Origin of the sequence: Caldicellulosiruptor sp. DIB 104C (assembly GCF_028198085.1) — a bacterium.
GTDB lineage: Bacteria > Bacillota > Thermoanaerobacteria > Caldicellulosiruptorales > Caldicellulosiruptoraceae > Caldicellulosiruptor > Caldicellulosiruptor saccharolyticus.
Genome location: NZ_CP116337.1, coordinates 259,097 through 277,439, shown reverse-complemented (window position 1 = coordinate 277,439; position 18,343 = coordinate 259,097). Strand labels below are relative to the sequence as shown.

Sequence of the window (18,343 nt, the reverse complement as noted above, 5' to 3'; positions counted from 1 at the left end):
TTATTTATTTCCCCACTTTTTCTTTGCAGAGTTTATACTCAAGCGAATCCACAAGTGCAATCCAGCTTGCATTTACAATGTCTGTTGAAACACCTACAGTTGTCCATGTGTCTTTTCCGTCTGTTGACTCAATCAGAACTCGAACCTTTGCAGCAGTTGCAGTCTCTGCATTCAGCACCCGCACTTTATAGTCAACAAGATGAACCTCTTTTAGCTCGGGATAGAACTTTTCCAAAGCTTTTCTCAAAGCATTATCTAAAGCATGTACAGGACCGTCACCTTCTGCAGCAGTGATTGCTGTAACCCCATCTACCGCAATCTTTACAATTGCAGATGAGCTGTACTCTACTGCCGGTTCATTAATGAGAACTTTAAATTCTTTGAGAGTAAAGAACGGCTGGTAAAGTCCCAGCTTTTTCCTAATTAACATCTCAAATGAAGCCTCTGCAGACTCAAACTGATACCCTTCATTCTCAAGGCGCTTTAGCTCATCAATAATCTCTTTTGTCACAGGTGAGTCTTTTGTAACTGTCGGGTCAACCTCGCGAATCTTGTCAAGAATTGTAGATCTTCCTGCAACCTCAGACAGTACTATTCTTCTTGTGTTTCCAACAACTTCTGGGTTTATATGCTCAAAAGATGCCGGGTTTTTCTTAACAGCGTCAATGTGCATACCAGCCTTATGTGTAAACGCATAAGCTCCAACATATGGTGCTCGCTCGTTTGGAACCATATTGGCAATCTCAGCAACGTACCTTGAAAGAGATGTCAGGTGTTTTATGTTCTCATCTGGTACACATTTAAAACCAAGCTTTAGCTGAAGATTTGGAATGAGCGTGATAAGGTCTGCGTTTCCACATCTCTCACCATATCCGTTGATGGTCCCCTGTACTTGACGTGCTCCTGCCAAAACTGCCATGATTGAGTTTGCAACAGCCATACCTGTGTCGTTGTGACAGTGAATTCCAATCAATGTCCCAGGAAACATCTCAACAACTTCTTTTGTGATGTTGTAAATATCCATTGGGAAGGTGCCACCGTTTGTATCGCACAGGTCCAAAGAATCTGCTCCTGCTTCCTTTGCAACCTTTAAAGTCTCCAAAGCGTATTTTCTGTTATTCTTGTACCCATCAAAAAAAGTGCTCTGCGTCAAATACAACATACTTGCCCAAAGACTTTAAATATTTTATTGTGTCATAAATCATCTGAAGATTTTCGTCCTCTGTTGTTTTCAAGACCTCTTTGACATGAAAATCCCACGACTTACCAAAGATTGCAACAGCTTCGGTGTCAGCTGCAATTAGTGACTGAATGTTAATATCATCTTTCACTTTAATCCCGACTCGTCTTGTTGAACCAAAGGCAATAAGCGTTGCATTTTTCAATTTCATCTTTTTAACCCTTGTGAAAAACTCCTGATCTTTGATGTTAGAGCCGGGATTGCCTGCTTCGATAAATTTCACACCAAATTTGTCAAGCCTCTCTACAATCTTGAGCTTATCTTCCAAAGTATATGAAATTCCCCCAGCCTGAGCACCGTCTCTTAAGGTTGAGTCATAAATGATGATGGTCTTATTATCTTCCACTTCATTTTCCCTCCTTTTTGATATCAAAAAAGCCCAGCCTGTGATTTTTTAGGCTGGGCTTTTAAAATTCAATCTCAAATTTGATTGCAAGTTCTAAAGATGCCCTAAGGGTCTTTTCAAAAACCCTCTTTGCTCATACACAGGCCAAAATGGGTGCAATGCGGCATATGAAATTTTATAAATCCACTTAATTATTCTCTTTCTAATTATTGAAATAATGCTAACTATTGTGATTGCGCCGCATATTCGTATTATCATCTTTTGCACCCCTTTGACCCTTAATTTTTATTTGTTAACTATTTTAAACCCAATTTAAAAAATTGTAAAGAGTCAATTTTACTCCTCTGAAATTTTATACAGCATCTTATTTATAGCATTTACATACGCTTTTGCGCTTGCTTCTAAAATATCTGTAGATAAGCCTCTTCCCAAAAACGCTTTGCCATCCTTCTTAATTCTTACTGTTACCTCGCCAAGAGCATCCTTGCCCTGGGTGACAGCCTTTATACTGTAATCATCAAGTTCAACCTGAAGCCCTGTTATTCTGTCAATTGCCTTGAAGATTGCATCAACAGGACCATCGCCTGTCGCCGCTTCTTCAAACTCTTCTTCGCCAGATTTTATCTTGACAGATGCTGTTGAGATTAAGTCATTTCCGCTTATTATCTGGAACCTCACAAGCTCATATGTCTCTGGAATATTGAGAGACTTTTGCTCTAAAAGTGCCTCAATGTCTTTGTCAAGTACAACCTTCTTTTTATCTGCCAAAACTTTAAATTTTTCAAATGCAGCGTCAATCTCTTCTCTTGTAAGGTCGGTGTATCCCAGCTCTTTGAGCCTCTCTTCAAACGCATGGCGACCAGAATGCTTGCCCAAAACCATCCTGTTTTTAGGAAGACCAATTGATACAGGGTCAATAATCTCATATGTTGTTCGTTCTGACAATACCCCATGCTGATGTATACCAGACTCGTGCGCAAATGCATTTGCACCAACAATTGCTTTGTTTGGCTGAACAAACACGCCTGTAAGTGATGATACAAGCTTGCTTGTTCGATAAATCTGTGTTGTATCTATCAAAACATCAACATCATAAAAATCTTTTCTTGTCTTGAGAGCCATTACAATCTCTTCTAAAGCAGCATTCCCAGCTCTTTCTCCAAGTCCGTTTATTGTACATTCAACCTGATGAACACCTTCTTCTACCGCTGCAAGTGAGTTTGCAACAGCAAGGCCAAGGTCGTTGTGGCAGTGAACTGAAATTTGAACCTTGTCAATGTCAGGAATGTTTTCTTTTATTGCTCGAATAATCCTTTTCATCTCTTCAGGTGTTGTGTAGCCTACCGTGTCTGGTATGTTTATAACTGTTGCACCAGCCTTTATAACAGCGTCAAATACCTTTATCAAAAACTCAATCCTTGAACGTGTTGCATCCTCACATGAAAATTCTACATCAGACACATATTTTTTTGCATACTTTACCATGGCAACTGCTCGCTCGAGTACCTCATCTTCTGTCATTTTGAGCTTGTATTTCATATGAATATCGCTCGTTGCAATAAAAGTATGAATCCTCGGAGATGAAGCCTTTTTGAGCGCCTCATACGCCCTATCTATATCTTTTTCAATCGCCCTTGCCAGAGATACAACAACTGCATCTTTGATGTTTTCAGAAATTGTCTTTATAGCCTCAAAATCGCCAGGAGAGGCTATTGCAAATCCTGCTTCTATGACATCAACTTTGAGCTTTTCAAGCTGTTTTGCAATCTCAAGTTTTTCATTGACGTTGAGCGACACACCCGGTGTTTGCTCACCGTCTCTGAGCGTGGTATCAAATATCTTTATAACTCTTTTTCCCATTAAAAACCCCTCACCCTTATTCTTTTATTGGCTTTATCCAAGGCATCATCTTTCTGAGCTCTTTACCAACCTGTTCAATCAAAAGATTTTGTTCTCTTCTTCTAATACTATTGAATTCAGGTCTTCCTGCCATGTTCTCCAAAATCCACTTCTTAGCAAATGTACCGTTTTGAATCTCTTCTAATATCTTTTTCATCTCTTTTCTTGTGTCTTCTGTTATAATTCTCTTACCTGTCATGTAATCGCCATACTCAGCTGTGTCGGAGATTGAGTATCTCATTAAAGAAAGTCCGCCCTGCCAAATCAAATCAACTATCAGCTTCATCTCATGCAAACACTCAAAATATGCAATCTCTGGCTGGTATCCTGCTTCAACCAATGTATCAAACCCGGCTTTGATAAGCTCTGTAAGACCACCACACAAAACAGCCTGTTCACCAAAAAGGTCTGTCTCTGTCTCCTCTTTAAATGTAGTAAGAATTATTCCAGCCCTTGATGCCCCAATACCTTTTGCATAAGCTAAAGCAATATCTAAGGCTTTTCCTGTATAGTCCTGATGTACAGCAACTAAAGCTGGTACACCTTTTCCTTCCTCATACTGGCTTCTGACTGTGTGGCCTGGTCCTTTTGGAGCTATCATTATAACATCAACGTATGGTGGTGGTACTATCTGACCAAAGTGAATATTAAAACCGTGCGCAAATGCTATTGCCTTTCCTTCTTTTAAATTTGGCTCTATACTCTCTTTGTATAGCTTTGGCTGTTTTTCATCATTTACAAGAATCATAATGATGTCTGCAGCTTTTGTTGCCTCATCAGCTGTCATAACTTTAAGACCATGACTTTCTGCCTTCGCCCAAGACTTGCTGCCATGATAAAGTCCAACCACAACGTTTACACCAGAATCTCTCAAATTCAGTGCATGTGCATGACCTTGGCTGCCAAAACCAATTACTGCAACAGTCTTGTCTTTAAGTAGGTCTAGATTACAATCTTGATCATAAAATATCTTTGCCATCTTTAATCATCCTCCTCAGACTTAGATTTTGATATAACTTTGTTTCCTCGTTCTATCGCAATAAGTCCTGTACGGACTACCTCACGAATGCCATATTGTTTTAAAAGCTCAATTAGCGCTTCAATCTTGTCCTCATCACCAGAAATTTCAATTGTAAGCGTTTCTTTTGACACATCCACAATGTTTGCCCTGAAAATCTCTGTTATTTGAATAATGTCTGAACGTGTCTGAGAATTAGCATTTACTTTGATAAGCGCAAGTTCTCTTTCAACAGCTTCTTTTGGGTTTAGCTTTTTGACTTTTATAACATCAATAAGTTTATTCAGTTGTTTTGTCACCTGCTCGACAATGTAGTCATCACCATTTACAACAATTGTCATGCGGGATATTGTAGGGTCTTCTGTAACACCAACAGCAAGGCTGTCTATATTAAAACCTCTTCTTGAAAAAAGCCCTGCAACACGAGACAGTACGCCCGGGTGGTTCTCAACCAAAACAGAAAGTGTGTACTTCACCTTCTTACATCCCCCTATCACCAAAAGTTTTAGTAAGCTCAATTAAACCCTTAAGGTATAGTTGGCTCGTCAGGACTTGTCACAACTTCAAGCAAAAACGGACCCTTGTGGCTTTTCATAATCTCAATAGCCTCTTTTAACTTTTCCTTACTCTCAAGCCTCATACTCTCAATTCCATAGGCCTTTGCCAATATCATAAAGTCAGGATTGCCATCCAAGCATGTTGCAATAAACCTGCCTGTGCATCTTTTTTTCTGAAGTTCGTATACCATTCCAAGCCTTGTATTGTTGAAAAGGACAATTTTAATGGGCACCTGCTCTCTTTTTATTGTTGCAAGTTCCTGCAAAAGCATCTGAAAACTTCCATCGCCGGTGATGCTAATTACCTCCTTATCGGGTCTTCCAAACTTTGCGCCAATTGCAGCAGGGACGCCATATCCCATTGTACCAAGTCCACCCGAAGTTATAAAGGTTCCTGGTTCTTTGATATATAGATTATGAGCTGCCCAAATCTGGTGCTGACCAACATCTGTTGTGATTATATAATCTCCATTGTATGCCCTTGAAATTTCTCTTAGCACATCATAAGGATGAAGCTTGTCATCATCTGGAAGAACTTTCTTTTGCGCTTTAATCTCATGAGCCCAAAAATCTTTTCTTTCTGAAATTCTCTTATTAATCTCTGAAAGCACCTGTTTTGCATCGCCAACAATTGGCACATTTGTATCAACATTTTTTCCTATCTCAGCAGGATCAATGTCTATATGAATAATCTTCATATTGTCAGTAACTTTTGTATCACCCAGCGCCCTGTCTGCAAGCCGCGCACCTATCACAATTAAAAGGTCTGCTTGTCTGAGCGCTAAATTTGCCTCTTTCTGACCATGTGAACCTATCATGCCAAGATAATAAGGATGGTCTGTTGGAATAGAACCAATTCCCATTAGGGTTGAAATCACAGGGATTTTCTGTTTTTCTATCAAAATTTGCAGCTCTTGTGATGCACCTGATGCAATAACTCCACCACCGCTGCATACAACAGGTCTTTTTGAGCTTTCTATTGCTTCTACTGCTCTTTTTATCTGCAGAGGATGCCCTTTTTCTTTTGGCTTGTAGCCAGGAATATCAATTTCTTTCGGAATTTCAAATTCAATCTCCTGCATCTGAACATCTATAGGAACATCTATCAAAACAGGCCCACGTCTTCCTGTTGAGGCTATATAGAATGCTTCTTTTAAAATCCTTACAATTTTTTTAGGGTCTTTTACAAGATAGTTATGCTTGGTAAACGGAGCTGTTGCCCCTGTTATATCCACTTCTTGAAACACATCTTTTCCAATTAAACTTGAATTTACCTGACCTGTGATAGCCACAATAGGAACTGAATCCATATATGCAGTTGCAATGCCAGTTATAAGATTTGTAGCACCAGGCCCAGAGGTTGCAACGCACACACCTACCTTGCCAGTTGTGCGCGCATATCCACTTGCCTCATGAACTGCTGCCTGTTCTGTGCGTACTAAGACATGCTTTATATCAGAGCTATAGAGCGCATCATAAAATGGATAGATTGCCGCACCTGGAATGCCAAATATAATCTCTACACCTTCGCTTTTTAAAACCTCTACCATTGCCCGTGCTACCGTCATCTTCGCCATCAACCAAATCCCACCCTTTATATATGAAAAGTCCGACCGTGCTACTCGAGTTTGTCGGACAATTGCTTTTACAATGGCTTCTTGCTATTTTTTCAAAATTAAATTTTGAAATATTTTAGCACGTATTTTTATTCATGTCAAGGAATTTAGGTGTTAAGGCAATTATAATCCTTTTAACCTCTTTTCAAATGCCTTTTCAACGATAAAATCTGAAATGTGTGGAAAAAGGCGGGTAAAAAGCACAAATATATAGTCTTTTTTAGATGTGTAGATCTCTTTTCTGCTTTTCTCTATACCTCTGATAATTCTTCTTGCAGCAACATCCGGCGAAAGCCTTGAAAGCCGGACTTCATCTTCTGGATATGGCTTTCCTAAAGCTTTTTTTCTAAAGCTTGTTAAAATAGAACCTGGATATGCATTTAAAATATTTATGTTATATTTTTTAAGCTCCATTCTTGCAACATCAGCTATGGTTGAAAGTGCTGCCTTTGATGCTGTGTATCCACCTGTAAATGGCACAGGTCTTTTCACACCAAGTGAACAAATATTTACAATTGTGCCTCCTCCTAGTTCTTTGAAAAAGGCTATTCCATACTTCATCATGTAAAATGCACCAAAAAAGTTAGTATCAAATACCCTTTTAAGATCAAGATCCTCTATTTCTTCCACTTCACATCTCAAGCCAACTCCTGCGTTGTTAATTAAGAAATCTGCCGTTTTTAGCTTATCTTTTATGATCTTAAATGCATCTTCACAATCTTTTCTGAAGCTCACGTCAGCCTTTATCAAAAAGAGATTTTTCGAAAAACTAATGAGCTCATTCTGAAGCCCTTTTAAAGACTCTTTTGACCTTGAAATGGCAACAACCTTTGCACCTTTTTTAAGTAAAATCTTTGTCATTTCCTTCCCCAGACCAGACGTTACCCCTGTAATAATAACTATCTTATCTTCCCAGAAATCTTTTCTCATGCGCTACTGCCACCTTTTTAAAATGTTTATATTTCAATCACATCTCCCACACCACAAACTTTTAGCTTATTTGCCATTTTATTACCAAAATGAATTAATGCTTCTGTCCCAGAGCAGTGAAGAGGTACAAGTTTATAGATTCTCTTTTCCCTGAAAAACTCACAAAGCATTTGCAAATCATCTCTTTGAAAATTCTTCAAATGAAATCCACCGATAACTGCAAAGATGCTCTGAGAAAAGCATTCTTCCACTTTTTCTATAATATTCTCAATTCCATTATGACCGCAACCAACAATAAGTATAAGTTTGTTATCTTCTTTAACTACAAGAGATTGTTCTTCTAAAAACAAATCGCTTTGAAACCGACCATCTTTGAGAATATAAAACTCACTATATTCTTTACCCGAGGTAACATTCACCACAAAAATACCATCAAATATCTCATAGACATCTTCATTGACAATCTTAAACCTTGCCATGTCAAACCTTTCAAAATTTTCACCTATAAATTTGTACTCCCCTTCTCTATTGGCAAACTTTTTCTCAAAAAATCCATTGTGCACCCAAATATTACAATCTGTTCTTTCAATAAGAAATTTAAGTCCACCTGTGTGGTCATAATGGGCATGGCTAAGGACCACAGCATCAAAATCAAAGCCCACACCCATCTTCTCAATGTTTTTCACGATGGCATTTGTCTGCCCACAGTCAAACAAAATCTTTTTGTCATCTTTTATAACCAAAATTGAAAGACCATGCTCTGCTAAATACCCGCCTTTGAACGTCCAGTTATTGACAAGTATTTTGGCTCTCAATTTTTAAAAACCTCTCTTTCTAATTGCCTTTTACTAATCTATACACAAAACATCTTAGTTTGCCCTATGGACAATTTTGAATCCAAGTAGCTGCTGTGCATTCTTCCAAAAAATCTTTTCCTTTTCTTCTTCAGAAAGTCTTAAGCTATTAACATACTCAACTTCTCTTTTTTGGTCTTTCCAGGGAGAGTCTGTTGCAAACAAAATCTTCTCTATGCCGTGTTTCCTGAAAATTTCTTCTGGATTTTGTATATCAACTTCACCAAAGAAAAAGGATGTATCAAGATACACATCTTCACCTATCAAGCACTCAAGCGTCTCACCAAAAAACCTATATCCACCCATATGCGCTGCAACAATCTTTGCACCCGAAAAATCTTTTAGGACCTTATGAAGCTTTTTTGGTGTACAATGGTAAGGTGGCATAAAAGCCGGGTCAACTCCGCTGTGAAAAAGTATAATCATATCGTTTTTTGCAATAGCATCATAAATGGGGTACATCTTTTTATCATCTACAAAAAAATCCTGATAATCAGGGTGAAATTTTATTCCAGCAAACCCGTTTTCTTTTAACCACCTTATCTCTTCTTTCCACTCATCAAACTCAGGATGAACTGTGCCAAAACAAATTATGTCCTTGTTCTCTTCCATTACCGACAAGGCCCATCTGTTTATTGTTCTTGTTTGCTGAGGTTTTGTTGCAATGGGCAGAACCACGCACATGTCAATTCCAGCTTTTTTAGCAGAGTCTTTCAGACCTGACAAAGTACCGTTGTGATAATATGGCATACCAGAATTTTGTGAAAGCTTTGACATTGCTCTTGGTGCAAGTTCATCTGGAAAACAGTGGGTGTGAAAGTCTATAATCATACTCTCCTACTCTCCTTTTTTCTTTTCTAAATTTTTCATTTGATTATTGCAAGTATTTTTCATTTTCAGGTGGCTGGAGCAAAAAATTTTTTAAAACTTATCTCTAGTTTTAATATTTTACCATAGTTTCCTTATTAGTTATTCACAAAATTTCTTTTTGTCTTCATCTAAAACTTTATTTAAAATGCTAATTGTTTTTTGCTTTTTTTTGCTAATATTAAAGTAAATAATTAACTTAAGTGGTGATTTCATTATCTAAAACTTTTGCCTTCTAATTCAACAACTTTATTCTTCTTATTCTATTTTCAAATATACCAAAGAGTCGAGGGGTGATTTACTTATGAAAAAATTTTCCCATAAATTCTTTGTCAAAATTCTAACTCCTTTTATTGCTTTTTTACTAATTCTATGGTACAATGATTTTGCATCTGCTGCTGTTATTTATGAATCAGAAAACAATAACTCTTTCTCTACTGCTAACAGTATTTCCTGTGGTGACTTAATATATGGTACTATTTATCAATCTACCAATCCTTCTCAAGATAAAGATTATTTTAAAATATACTTTAACTCTGGTGATTCTGTTGCTATTAATTTTATAAACGCTCATCCGAATGTAAACTACAACATCTATCTTTATAATTCTTCACAACAGCTGATTACTTCTTCAACCAACCCAACTGGCAAAAACGAATTTATTAGCTACTCTGTTCCAAGCAGTGGCTACTATTATATTTTAGTCTCAAGCTCTTACGGTCATTCCGGTTCAAATTATTATAGTTTACAAGTTTTAAAATCTAACTATACTAACTCAAACTCTACAAATACTAACTACAATAGAAGCGCTGCAAGAAGTTATGCTCTGAAATATGCAGAAAACCCAAACCCAGCATACGCTGATTTCTCAAATTACGGCGGGGATTGCACAAACTTCGCATCACAGGTTCTTTATGCTGGTTCTATGCCTATGATTAAATCAGCAACATCAGGTATAGAATCTAATACAGATTACTGGTTCTACAACACATCAACAAATAGATCAACTTCTTGGACTGGTGCTGAAGAATTCAGAAGACACTGGGGTAACTCTAATGGATATGGTAGAAAACGTTCTTACCAGATTAAAATTTTGCCTGTTTGGTATGCTCTTGAAAACTTCAAAACTGAAGTTTATGATTTCTTAAAAGAAGGCGATATAGTTCAGCATATAAACGCTTATAGTTCTACTTATGGTCGTGATGCTTCTTATCATTCTCAGATCGTTCATGATAAAACTAGTGCAAATGGTATCTATGATGTATTAGTTGCTCAGCATTCAGAAAATAAGTACAATGTTAGCCTATATTCGTATCTTAATGGACTTTCAAAGGCGAATTGGGTTATTCTTTACAAAGTAAGCAATAACTAAAATCTTACTGAGATTGAAAGGGTGATAATAATGAACAGAAAAAATAGAACATTAATATTTCTGCTATTAGTATTTTTACTTTCGTTGTCAATTGCAAGCGCAAAATTTTATTTTTCAAACAATAAAAATATTTCTTTGAATAATTCAAATATTGCGTATGCAGATATTGAAAAAAATAAAGATAGTAATGGTGAACAAACTCAAATTGTAGATGAAAACCTTAAAAAAGATTTTGATATTCTTCTAAAATCAGACAATTTTATGATAAATTATAAAATACCTTCCGAAATTTCACCTATTGATTTTGAAAAATACTTTTTAGACAAGAAACCCAAGAATCTTTACAGACTTATAATGTCTTACTGTCTTAGTATGAAGGATAGGTATGCATATCTTGATTACGAAACAAAGCAAACATATAAAAAAAGTTACGAAGAATATTTAAAGGAAAATCAAAACAACTTATATAATATTGAAGAGTATGCTCAATATAAAATTGATAAAGTTGCTATTTACTATTACGAAAAATTCCTCAGAGAGTTAATCAAAAAACCTTATGATTGGCAAAATATTTGGAAAGAATTTCGAACAATAGCTATTGAACATAAAGCAAGAAAAGATATTTATATGATTGATCCAGATTTTAAAAAGAGTTTGCTCTTTTTAACTCCTGAAGGTAAAGAAATAGCAAAGCAAAATAACATAACAGAAGAGCAGATAGAAAAAGAACGAGAAGAATACCAAAAGATATTAGAACAAAAGAAACAAGAAATAGCAGAACAACTTGATAAATGGGCAAGACAAAATGGAATTATTGAATAGTCTTTAATTTGAAATAAATCATAAATAACCTCAAAGGCTATCCAAAAGTTTGATCGGATAGCCTTTTGCTTTATCTTCCTTCATCACTATCCTTCTCCGATACTTTTCTCTAACAATATTAACAATATCAGAGCCATAATTTTGTATAATCCGACTATTGCTTTTTTCTTTTTTTACTAATATTAAAGTAAATAATTAACTTGAGAGGTGATTTCATCGTCTAAAACTTTTACCTTCTAATTCAACAACTTTGTTCTTCCTATTCTATTTTCAAATATATCAAAGAGTCGAGGGGTGATTTACTAAGTTCTAAGGGACTAAAAACTATAAAAGCACAAAGTACAACTTTATAGCATTCTATATTGCCATGGCATCTATAGGTTAAGTTATCCAAAAGTACAGAAGAAAGAAACATTAAAGGAAAAACTTTTTATGTAGCAGCAAAAAATTATGTGCAGAAAAAATAAAAATTGGTTTTTGTCTTTGCTAAAAGTTCTTTGGTGTTTTCGGCTTTCTGAAGTTTATTTAATTGTATGTGCCATACGGTGCAGAAGTAGAACAGTACTTATATCAGATTGTGAACAAAATACAATGTAAAAAAGGTTTCTGCTTAAATTATGAATAGCAGATATAAATACTTGAATAATGGGGGGAGAATAATTGAGTTATATAAGGTTAGCTAAAATTGAAGATGTAGCTATTATGAGTAGAATACACGCTTTAACGTGGAAAGAAGCTTATAAAGGTTTGATACCGCAAGAATATCTAAATGGGATTTCGGAAGATAAGTGGATCAAGCCATTTACCGATGCGTTATCTAATAAATTGCATGAAGCGGCGATAATAAATAATGGAGAAACTGATACTGGATGTGTTTGTTTTGGCAAATCGCGTGATGGAGAAGCTGGATATGGAGAGATCATATCTATATATGTTTTACCAGCATATTGGTCAACCAGGCAAGGTTATGAATTAATGAATTTTGCTTTAAATAGATTGAAAAAGCAAAATTTTGATTACTGTCACCTTTGGGTTTTAGAAGGCAATACGAGAGCTTTGAATTTTTATGAAAGGTATGGGTTTAGAAGTGATAATAAAGTAAGAATAATTAATATTGCAGGGGTAAATTTGAGAGAATTAAGGTATTCTATTAAATTATAATATTAGCCTGTCAAATAAAGAAGATAAAGAATTTAAAAAGGCCTATAGGATAGGAACAGAAAATAGCCTTTTGAATCATTTATATTTTTCGATATGATTTATTTTAAGTTTTTAATACAAGCTTTTGGGTATAAATATCTTTGAGAAAAAAATCTTATTAAAAGGAGAGACCTTATGATGAGCAAAAAGATTGAGAACATATTGAAGTTTGGAATGAAGATGGAGAAAAATGCGCAAGACTTTTATTCTTTCTACGCAAATAGCCTGCAGGATGAAAATCTAAAGAAACTTTTTGAAGAGTTTGTAAAGATTGAGCAAGAACATTATAAGTATCTTGAGAATATTCTAAAAAGTCTGGGCAGCCAAGAACCACCAATTTCAATTTCATGGGTTGTAGATGACCAGAACAAAATGGTAGACCCGCATATATTAGTTGATAACTCCAAAATTTTGGATACTGACTTTTCAGACCTTACAATTTTAAGGCTTGCATACCTGATTGAAAGCGATTTTGCAGCATTTTATAAACACGCTGCTGAAAAAGTTGAAGATGGCAATGTAAAAGGTTTGCTTCTACATCTTGCCAAGTGGGAAGAGGAACATGAGAAGTTTTTCAAAGATAGATACCACAGTCTTATGAAAAAGGAGTGGGAAGATCTTGATTTGTTCTAAATTGTAAGTCAAGTGTTATTACAAGTTAAATATCATTACTTGGTATGCTGCCGAAGGCAAAACTTCTTCGGCAGCTTTTTTGTTTGTGTGGTATAATAATTGATAAAAATAAAACAATCTTGGTTGCTTTTAAAAGGAGATAAACCGCGCTATGGGAAGGATAGAAAAGGATTTTTTGGGTAGTATTGAGCTTTCTGACCTTGAGCTTTATGGAATTCACACAAAACGCGCTTTTGCTAATTTCAATGTTTCTGGAAAGAGCGTTGACAAAGATTTAATAAAAGCGCTTGTCATGGTCAAAAAAGCGTGTGCAATTGCAAATTATGAAGTTGGTCTTTTGGATGAAAAAATCAAAGATGCTATTGTCTTTGCATGTGACGAAATTCTGGCTGGAAAATATGATGACCAGTTCATTGTAGACAGATTCCAGGGCGGTGCGGGAACATCTACAAATATGAATGTAAACGAAGTTATTGCAAACGTAGCCTTAATTCACATTGGAAGAAAACCGGGTGAGTATGACATAATTCATCCAATCAACCATGTCAATATGTCACAGTCAACAAATGATGTATACCCTACAGCCCTGCGAATTGCCACTATATGGAATGTAAGAGAGCTTTCAGAGGAAATAGCAGAGCTTCAAAAAAGCCTTCAGAAAAAAGAACATGAATTTGAAGATGTAATAAAAGCAGGAAGAACTCAGCTGCAGGATGCCCTGCCAGTAACACTTGGTCAGGAGTTTGGTGCATATGCCCAAGCCATCTCACGCGACAGATGGAGACTATACAAGGTTGAAGAGCGGCTCAGAGTGGTCAATCTTGGTGCAACTGCTGTTGGCACAGGAGTAAACGCACCTTTGAAATACATTTTCAAGGTGATAGAAATATTAAGAACTTTAACCAAAATCGGCTTGGCTCGTTCAGACTATCTTATGGACGCAACACAGAACGCAGACGTTTTTGTTGAATGCTCTGGGCTTTTGAAAGCCTTGGCAGTAAATCTCTCAAAGATTGCAAATGACCTTCGTCTTCTTTCCTCTGGCCCAAACACGGGCTTTAATGAGATAAACCTGCCAGCTGTTCAGGCAGGTTCAAGCATTATGCCAGGAAAGGTAAACCCCGTAATCCCTGAACTTATAAACACAATAGCTTTTCAGGTGATGGCAAACGACTTTGCAATAACTTTAGCAGCGCAGGCTGGTCAGCTTGAGCTGAATGCTTTTTTACCTCTGATAGCAAACAATCTTCTTGAAAGTCTTAAAATTCTCAAAAATGGTATTAAAATTTTCAGGCAGCAGTGTATAGATGGTATAACAGTAAACAAAGAAAAATGTTTAGAGTATGCAAAAAAGACTCCTGCTATTGCAGCAAGCTTAATAGACAAGATTGGATACGACAAGGCGGCAGAAATTGCAAAAAAGGCAATTATTGAGAACAAGCAAATAATTGATGTTGTCAAAGAGCTAAGTATTATGGATGAAAAAGAAGCACAAGAACTTTTGAATCCTTTTGAGTTTATAAAGTTTAAAGAATGAAATATTATGGAAAGGACTGACTTTAAGATGAACACAACACCGCGCAGTGAAAGGCTTCACATAGCTATATTTGGCAAGAGAAACGCAGGCAAGTCAAGTTTAATCAATGCTATAACAAACCAGCCAATTGCGATTGTGTCTGACATGCCAGGAACTACTACCGACCCTGTCTATAAATCAATGGAGATTTTGCCGCTCGGGCCTGTTGTTTTGATTGACACAGCAGGAATTGACGATGAAGGAATCCTTGGCAAGCTCAGGGTTGAAAAGACACTGGAGGTTTTGAACAAAACAGATATTGCTATTTTAGTGGTATCTGACATTGATGATTTGACGTATGAAAAGCAGCTTGTAAAACTATTTGATGAGAAAAAAGTGCCAAGAATTGGTGTTTTGAATAAGATTGACAAAGACCCAAATTATAAAGAAAAACTTTCTTTTTTGCAAACAAGCTTGGGAATGCCATTTTTAGCTGTGTCATGTGCTACTTTAAAAGGAATTGATGAGCTAAAAAGTTCACTTTCAAAGCTTGCACCAGATGTTGGAGAGGATTTGCGAATAGTAGGAGATTTGATAAACCTCGGTGACTTTGTAGTTTTAGTTGTGCCGATTGACAAGGCAGCCCCAAAAGGAAGACTTATTTTGCCTCAGCAGCAGACAATAAGAGATATTCTGGATTCTGATGCAATTGCAATTGTGACAAAGGAATACGAGCTTAAAGAAACTATCGAAAATCTTGGTAAAAAACCTGCAATTGTAATCACCGACTCGCAAGCTTTTTTAAAGGTTGACGCAGACACACCACCTGATGTTCCTCTTACATCTTTTTCAATTTTGTTTGCAAGATACAAAGGGGATTTGGTGGAGTTTGTTGAGGGAGTCAGGAAAATTAAAGATTTAAAACCTGGGGATACAGTTTTGATTGCTGAGGCATGTACACACCACAGGCAATCAGATGATATTGGAACTGTTAAAATTCCAAGATGGCTTCGCCAGATAGCTGGATTTGATATAAACTTTGAGTGGGTATCAGGCTACAATTATCCAAAAGACCTTACAAAGTACAAGCTTATAATCCACTGTGGTGGGTGCATGATAACACGAAGAGAGATGCTCTATAGAATAGAACTTGCTAAAAAACAGGGTGTGCCAATAACAAACTATGGTCTAATGATTGCATATGTTCACGGGATTTTGCCAAGAGCATTAAAGCCGTTTGGGATTGAGTTTGAATATTAAAAACCCCTTCCAACTTTCCCAGGAAACTGGAAGGGGCTTTTTGCCACTTATTTTATTATAAACTCACAGTTCACAACTGCAGTTATTTCTTTATCTATTGATGTTGTATCATTTATTCCATAGTCACTAACTTCAGTTGAATAAAGCGGAGTTATCTGGAAAACACCCATAGAAGCAGATTTTAATCTTTCAACGCTACTTCCTGTACTCTTTGCAATCTGTTTTGCTCTTCTTACAGCATCTTCTGTCGCTAAAGAAAGCATCTGGATTTTCAAATCTGCAAGCTTTGTATAATAATACTGAGGTGGCATAGACTCAAACTGAACACCGGAGTTTATAAGCTCTGTTGACTTTCGAGAAAGATCTGTAATCTTGTCTACATCTTTTGATGTAATCTGAATGCTTTGCGAAAGTTTGTAGCTATCAACTTTTGTTGAATATATTCCATTTGGAAGCATCTCGTATATTGTTTGAGTTGAAATTGAAGAAAATATTAAATCTTTTTCTGATAAACCTTTTGAAAGGAAATAATCTTTCACCTTCTTTTGACTTTCTTCTAAAAGTCTGTAAGCTTCTTTTAAATCTTTTGCCTGCACAGAATACATCCCTGTCCACTTGACAAGGTCAGACCTGAGCTGTTTTTTTGCAGAACCTGTTACTGTAATGACCTTTCTTTCTGCCCTTAAATTTATAAGGCCGTTTGATAAAAAGTAAGAAGAGATTGTAAAAGAAATCCCTATAATTAAAGCAACCAAAACATAGGTAACATTTTTATTACTCAAAATTTTGACCTCCATTTTTTTCACTTTATTACATTATATCATTAAATTCCTGAGGCTACAATCAAAATTTTATAAAAATAAAGCAACTATCTGCTCGATTATTTTTTTTCTGCTTCAAAATAACCAATTACTGTAACAATAATGCCTATAAATTTAAATGTTTTTACTATAAATCGCAAAAATTCTGCTGGATCATGACCAATTAACGTTACTTCGTAAGCAATTCCAAATAGAATAATTGCAATTCCTAACAGCATGAGTCTATAATCTTTCATTTTTAACCTCCATTAAAACAAAAATTTGAGCTTATATTTTAGTAACTTTAATAATAAAAAATAAAGTCGTTCAACTGTAATAGCAGATTTCAAAGCTGAATCAGTTTTGATTTCGCGTAAAACATAAAGATGTTACAAAAATATGCACACGTTTTGTATTATCTAATATATTATGCATCATTAATATGAAAGAACAAATGTGCTAGCGTTAGTGTAAATTGTAGCAGATGAATTATATGTTATACCCAAGCCTCTAACTGAAAAAGATATAGAATATGGCTCACCTTTTGGATTATGCATATAACTCATTATTATTCTTTTATCAGAGCCCGTACCAACTTGCGCATGACAATAAGCACATCCTTTCATTTTCATAGGCCAATCAGGTGAACCTAATTGAGCACCCGAATATTCAGCACCATTAAATCCCTGATTATTAGCAACCAAACTACCTCCAAGCGCCCAATCTGACATTGTATAGTCTTTATACCATATTTGACCACCATATTCATAGGGCCTCATAGCATCACCTAACTGGAATGAAAAACTATCTTTACCTTTTGGTTGGTGGTCTTCAGTGAATTCATACGTTGGATAGATGTATATTACATCACCAGATTTAAACGCACTTACATAAAATTTAATATCATAAAATACCTGATTAACAAGTGGTCTTATCTCTTTTGGTACAGAAGGAGATAAAGAATCTGATATATCAATGTATTTCAAATCTGATAAATTTGCATTATTTTTTAAATCATTAACTATAAATTTCTTTATATCATTATCTAATGCATCGATTTCGTCTTGTGGCATTCCTGAAGCTCGTAAAATTTCATCTTCTAAAAATTTGTCCTGTTCTTGAGCTCTTACGGATATAACATTTATAAGTAACAATATAGATAGACAAAAACATAAAAATAATCTAATTGATTTCGATATAAATAATAATTTTTTCATACGAATATCACTCCTTTTTTTCTTACTTAATTTTGAACTTTAAAAGTAAATAATCAAAGATTTAACCCTTAATTTTAAAAAAGCTTTAAAAACATAAATCTACTTCTCGTCTGTGCCAAAACATGAAGACATTATGATGTAAAACATTATCATTAAAGTTGCGAGAATGTGTGTAATATTTTTGTCATTTAAACAT

The 18,343-nt window shown here is 35.7% G+C and carries 17 protein-coding genes and 1 pseudogene; 6 read left to right on the top strand and 12 right to left on the bottom strand.

The window, feature by feature from the left end:
* Positions 1-4: 4 nt before the first annotated feature.
* The 9 genes and pseudogenes from cimA to PGC14_RS01150 all read right to left on the bottom strand — a co-directional run bounded on the left by cimA (position 5) and on the right by PGC14_RS01150 (position 9,291).
* Positions 5-1,586: pseudogene (cimA, locus tag PGC14_RS01190) on the bottom strand (citramalate synthase).
* A gap of 93 nt (positions 1,587-1,679) precedes the next feature.
* On the bottom strand, positions 1,680-1,844 hold the full coding sequence (locus PGC14_RS01185) for a hypothetical protein (protein WP_013404015.1): 165 nt from the start codon (positions 1,842-1,844) through the stop codon (positions 1,680-1,682).
* Between the two features lie 78 nt (positions 1,845-1,922).
* Positions 1,923-3,446, bottom strand: a complete 1,524-nt coding sequence (locus PGC14_RS01180) for a 2-isopropylmalate synthase (protein WP_039766587.1) — start codon at positions 3,444-3,446, stop codon at positions 1,923-1,925.
* Between the two features lie 16 nt (positions 3,447-3,462).
* Complete coding sequence (gene ilvC, locus PGC14_RS01175; protein ID WP_271629314.1) at positions 3,463-4,464, bottom strand: ketol-acid reductoisomerase; 1,002 nt, start codon at positions 4,462-4,464, stop codon at positions 3,463-3,465.
* Positions 4,465-4,466: 2 nt separating this feature from the next.
* Positions 4,467-4,979 carry an acetolactate synthase small subunit gene (ilvN, locus tag PGC14_RS01170; protein WP_011916693.1) on the bottom strand — a complete coding sequence of 171 codons (513 nt, stop codon included), beginning with the start codon at positions 4,977-4,979 and terminating at the stop codon, positions 4,467-4,469.
* 50 nt (positions 4,980-5,029) lie between these two features.
* On the bottom strand, positions 5,030-6,637 hold the full coding sequence (gene ilvB / locus PGC14_RS01165; protein WP_271629313.1) for a biosynthetic-type acetolactate synthase large subunit: 1,608 nt from the start codon (positions 6,635-6,637) through the stop codon (positions 5,030-5,032).
* Positions 6,638-6,799: 162 nt separating this feature from the next.
* Positions 6,800-7,606, bottom strand: coding sequence for an SDR family NAD(P)-dependent oxidoreductase (locus PGC14_RS01160; protein ID WP_011916691.1), 807 nt, complete (start codon positions 7,604-7,606; stop codon positions 6,800-6,802).
* Between the two features lie 26 nt (positions 7,607-7,632).
* Entirely contained in the window at positions 7,633-8,421 is a 789-nt protein-coding gene (locus tag PGC14_RS01155; RefSeq protein WP_271629312.1) for an MBL fold metallo-hydrolase, read from the bottom strand.
* 54 nt (positions 8,422-8,475) lie between these two features.
* Positions 8,476-9,291: an amidohydrolase family protein gene (locus PGC14_RS01150; protein WP_271629311.1), complete on the bottom strand. Its 816-nt coding sequence runs from the start codon at positions 9,289-9,291 to the stop codon at positions 8,476-8,478.
* A gap of 340 nt (positions 9,292-9,631) precedes the next feature.
* Between PGC14_RS01150 and PGC14_RS01145 the strand changes: the two genes are divergently transcribed.
* The 6 genes from PGC14_RS01145 to hydF all read left to right on the top strand — a co-directional run bounded on the left by PGC14_RS01145 (position 9,632) and on the right by hydF (position 16,130).
* On the top strand, positions 9,632-10,699 hold the full coding sequence (locus PGC14_RS01145) for an amidase domain-containing protein (protein ID WP_039764124.1): 1,068 nt from the start codon (positions 9,632-9,634) through the stop codon (positions 10,697-10,699).
* Positions 10,700-10,729: 30 nt separating this feature from the next.
* Entirely contained in the window at positions 10,730-11,521 is a 792-nt protein-coding gene (locus tag PGC14_RS01140; RefSeq protein ID WP_039764126.1) for a hypothetical protein, read from the top strand.
* 660 nt (positions 11,522-12,181) lie between these two features.
* Positions 12,182-12,682, top strand: a complete 501-nt coding sequence (locus PGC14_RS01135) for a GNAT family N-acetyltransferase (RefSeq protein WP_039764127.1) — start codon at positions 12,182-12,184, stop codon at positions 12,680-12,682.
* Positions 12,683-12,859: 177 nt separating this feature from the next.
* Positions 12,860-13,354 carry a ferritin-like domain-containing protein gene (locus tag PGC14_RS01130; protein ID WP_039764128.1) on the top strand — a complete coding sequence of 165 codons (495 nt, stop codon included), beginning with the start codon at positions 12,860-12,862 and terminating at the stop codon, positions 13,352-13,354.
* A gap of 151 nt (positions 13,355-13,505) precedes the next feature.
* A complete protein-coding gene (locus PGC14_RS01125; RefSeq protein WP_039764130.1) occupies positions 13,506-14,891 on the top strand; it encodes an aspartate ammonia-lyase in 1,386 nt (461 codons plus the stop codon).
* Positions 14,892-14,918: 27 nt separating this feature from the next.
* A complete protein-coding gene (gene hydF, locus PGC14_RS01120) occupies positions 14,919-16,130 on the top strand; it encodes a [FeFe] hydrogenase H-cluster maturation GTPase HydF (protein ID WP_271629847.1) in 1,212 nt (403 codons plus the stop codon).
* 47 nt (positions 16,131-16,177) lie between these two features.
* Here the strand turns inward: hydF and PGC14_RS01115 are convergent, their stop codons facing one another.
* From PGC14_RS01115 to PGC14_RS01105, 3 genes are all read right to left on the bottom strand, one after another.
* On the bottom strand, positions 16,178-16,912 hold the full coding sequence (locus PGC14_RS01115; RefSeq protein ID WP_271629310.1) for an SIMPL domain-containing protein: 735 nt from the start codon (positions 16,910-16,912) through the stop codon (positions 16,178-16,180).
* 98 nt (positions 16,913-17,010) lie between these two features.
* Complete coding sequence (locus tag PGC14_RS01110; protein ID WP_271629309.1) at positions 17,011-17,187, bottom strand: hypothetical protein; 177 nt, start codon at positions 17,185-17,187, stop codon at positions 17,011-17,013.
* A 180-nt stretch (positions 17,188-17,367) separates the two neighbouring features.
* Positions 17,368-18,147 carry a hypothetical protein gene (locus PGC14_RS01105; RefSeq protein WP_271629308.1) on the bottom strand — a complete coding sequence of 260 codons (780 nt, stop codon included), beginning with the start codon at positions 18,145-18,147 and terminating at the stop codon, positions 17,368-17,370.
* Between the last annotated feature and the right edge of the window lie 196 nt (positions 18,148-18,343).

Bases quoted from the DNA above. Each gene is read 5' to 3' on its own strand.
- PGC14_RS01185 (WP_013404015.1), bottom strand. From the start codon at position 1,844: ATGATAATACGAATATGCGGCGCAATCACAATAGTTAGCATTATTTCA.
- PGC14_RS01180 (WP_039766587.1), bottom strand. From the start codon at position 3,446: ATGGGAAAAAGAGTTATAAAGATATTTGATACCACGCTCAGAGACGGT.
- ilvC (WP_271629314.1), bottom strand. From the start codon at position 4,464: ATGGCAAAGATATTTTATGATCAAGATTGTAATCTAGACCTACTTAAA.
- ilvB (WP_271629313.1), bottom strand. From the start codon at position 6,637: ATGGCGAAGATGACGGTAGCACGGGCAATGGTAGAGGTTTTAAAAAGC.
- PGC14_RS01160 (WP_011916691.1), bottom strand. From the start codon at position 7,606: ATGAGAAAAGATTTCTGGGAAGATAAGATAGTTATTATTACAGGGGTA.
- PGC14_RS01150 (WP_271629311.1), bottom strand. From the start codon at position 9,291: ATGATTATAGACTTTCACACCCACTGTTTTCCAGATGAACTTGCACCA.
- PGC14_RS01145 (WP_039764124.1), top strand. From the start codon at position 9,632: ATGAAAAAATTTTCCCATAAATTCTTTGTCAAAATTCTAACTCCTTTT.
- PGC14_RS01140 (WP_039764126.1), top strand. From the start codon at position 10,730: ATGAACAGAAAAAATAGAACATTAATATTTCTGCTATTAGTATTTTTA.
- PGC14_RS01130 (WP_039764128.1), top strand. From the start codon at position 12,860: ATGAGCAAAAAGATTGAGAACATATTGAAGTTTGGAATGAAGATGGAG.
- PGC14_RS01125 (WP_039764130.1), top strand. From the start codon at position 13,506: ATGGGAAGGATAGAAAAGGATTTTTTGGGTAGTATTGAGCTTTCTGAC.
- hydF (WP_271629847.1), top strand. From the start codon at position 14,919: ATGAACACAACACCGCGCAGTGAAAGGCTTCACATAGCTATATTTGGC.
- PGC14_RS01110 (WP_271629309.1), bottom strand. From the start codon at position 17,187: ATGAAAGATTATAGACTCATGCTGTTAGGAATTGCAATTATTCTATTT.
- PGC14_RS01105 (WP_271629308.1), bottom strand. From the start codon at position 18,147: ATGAAAAAATTATTATTTATATCGAAATCAATTAGATTATTTTTATGT.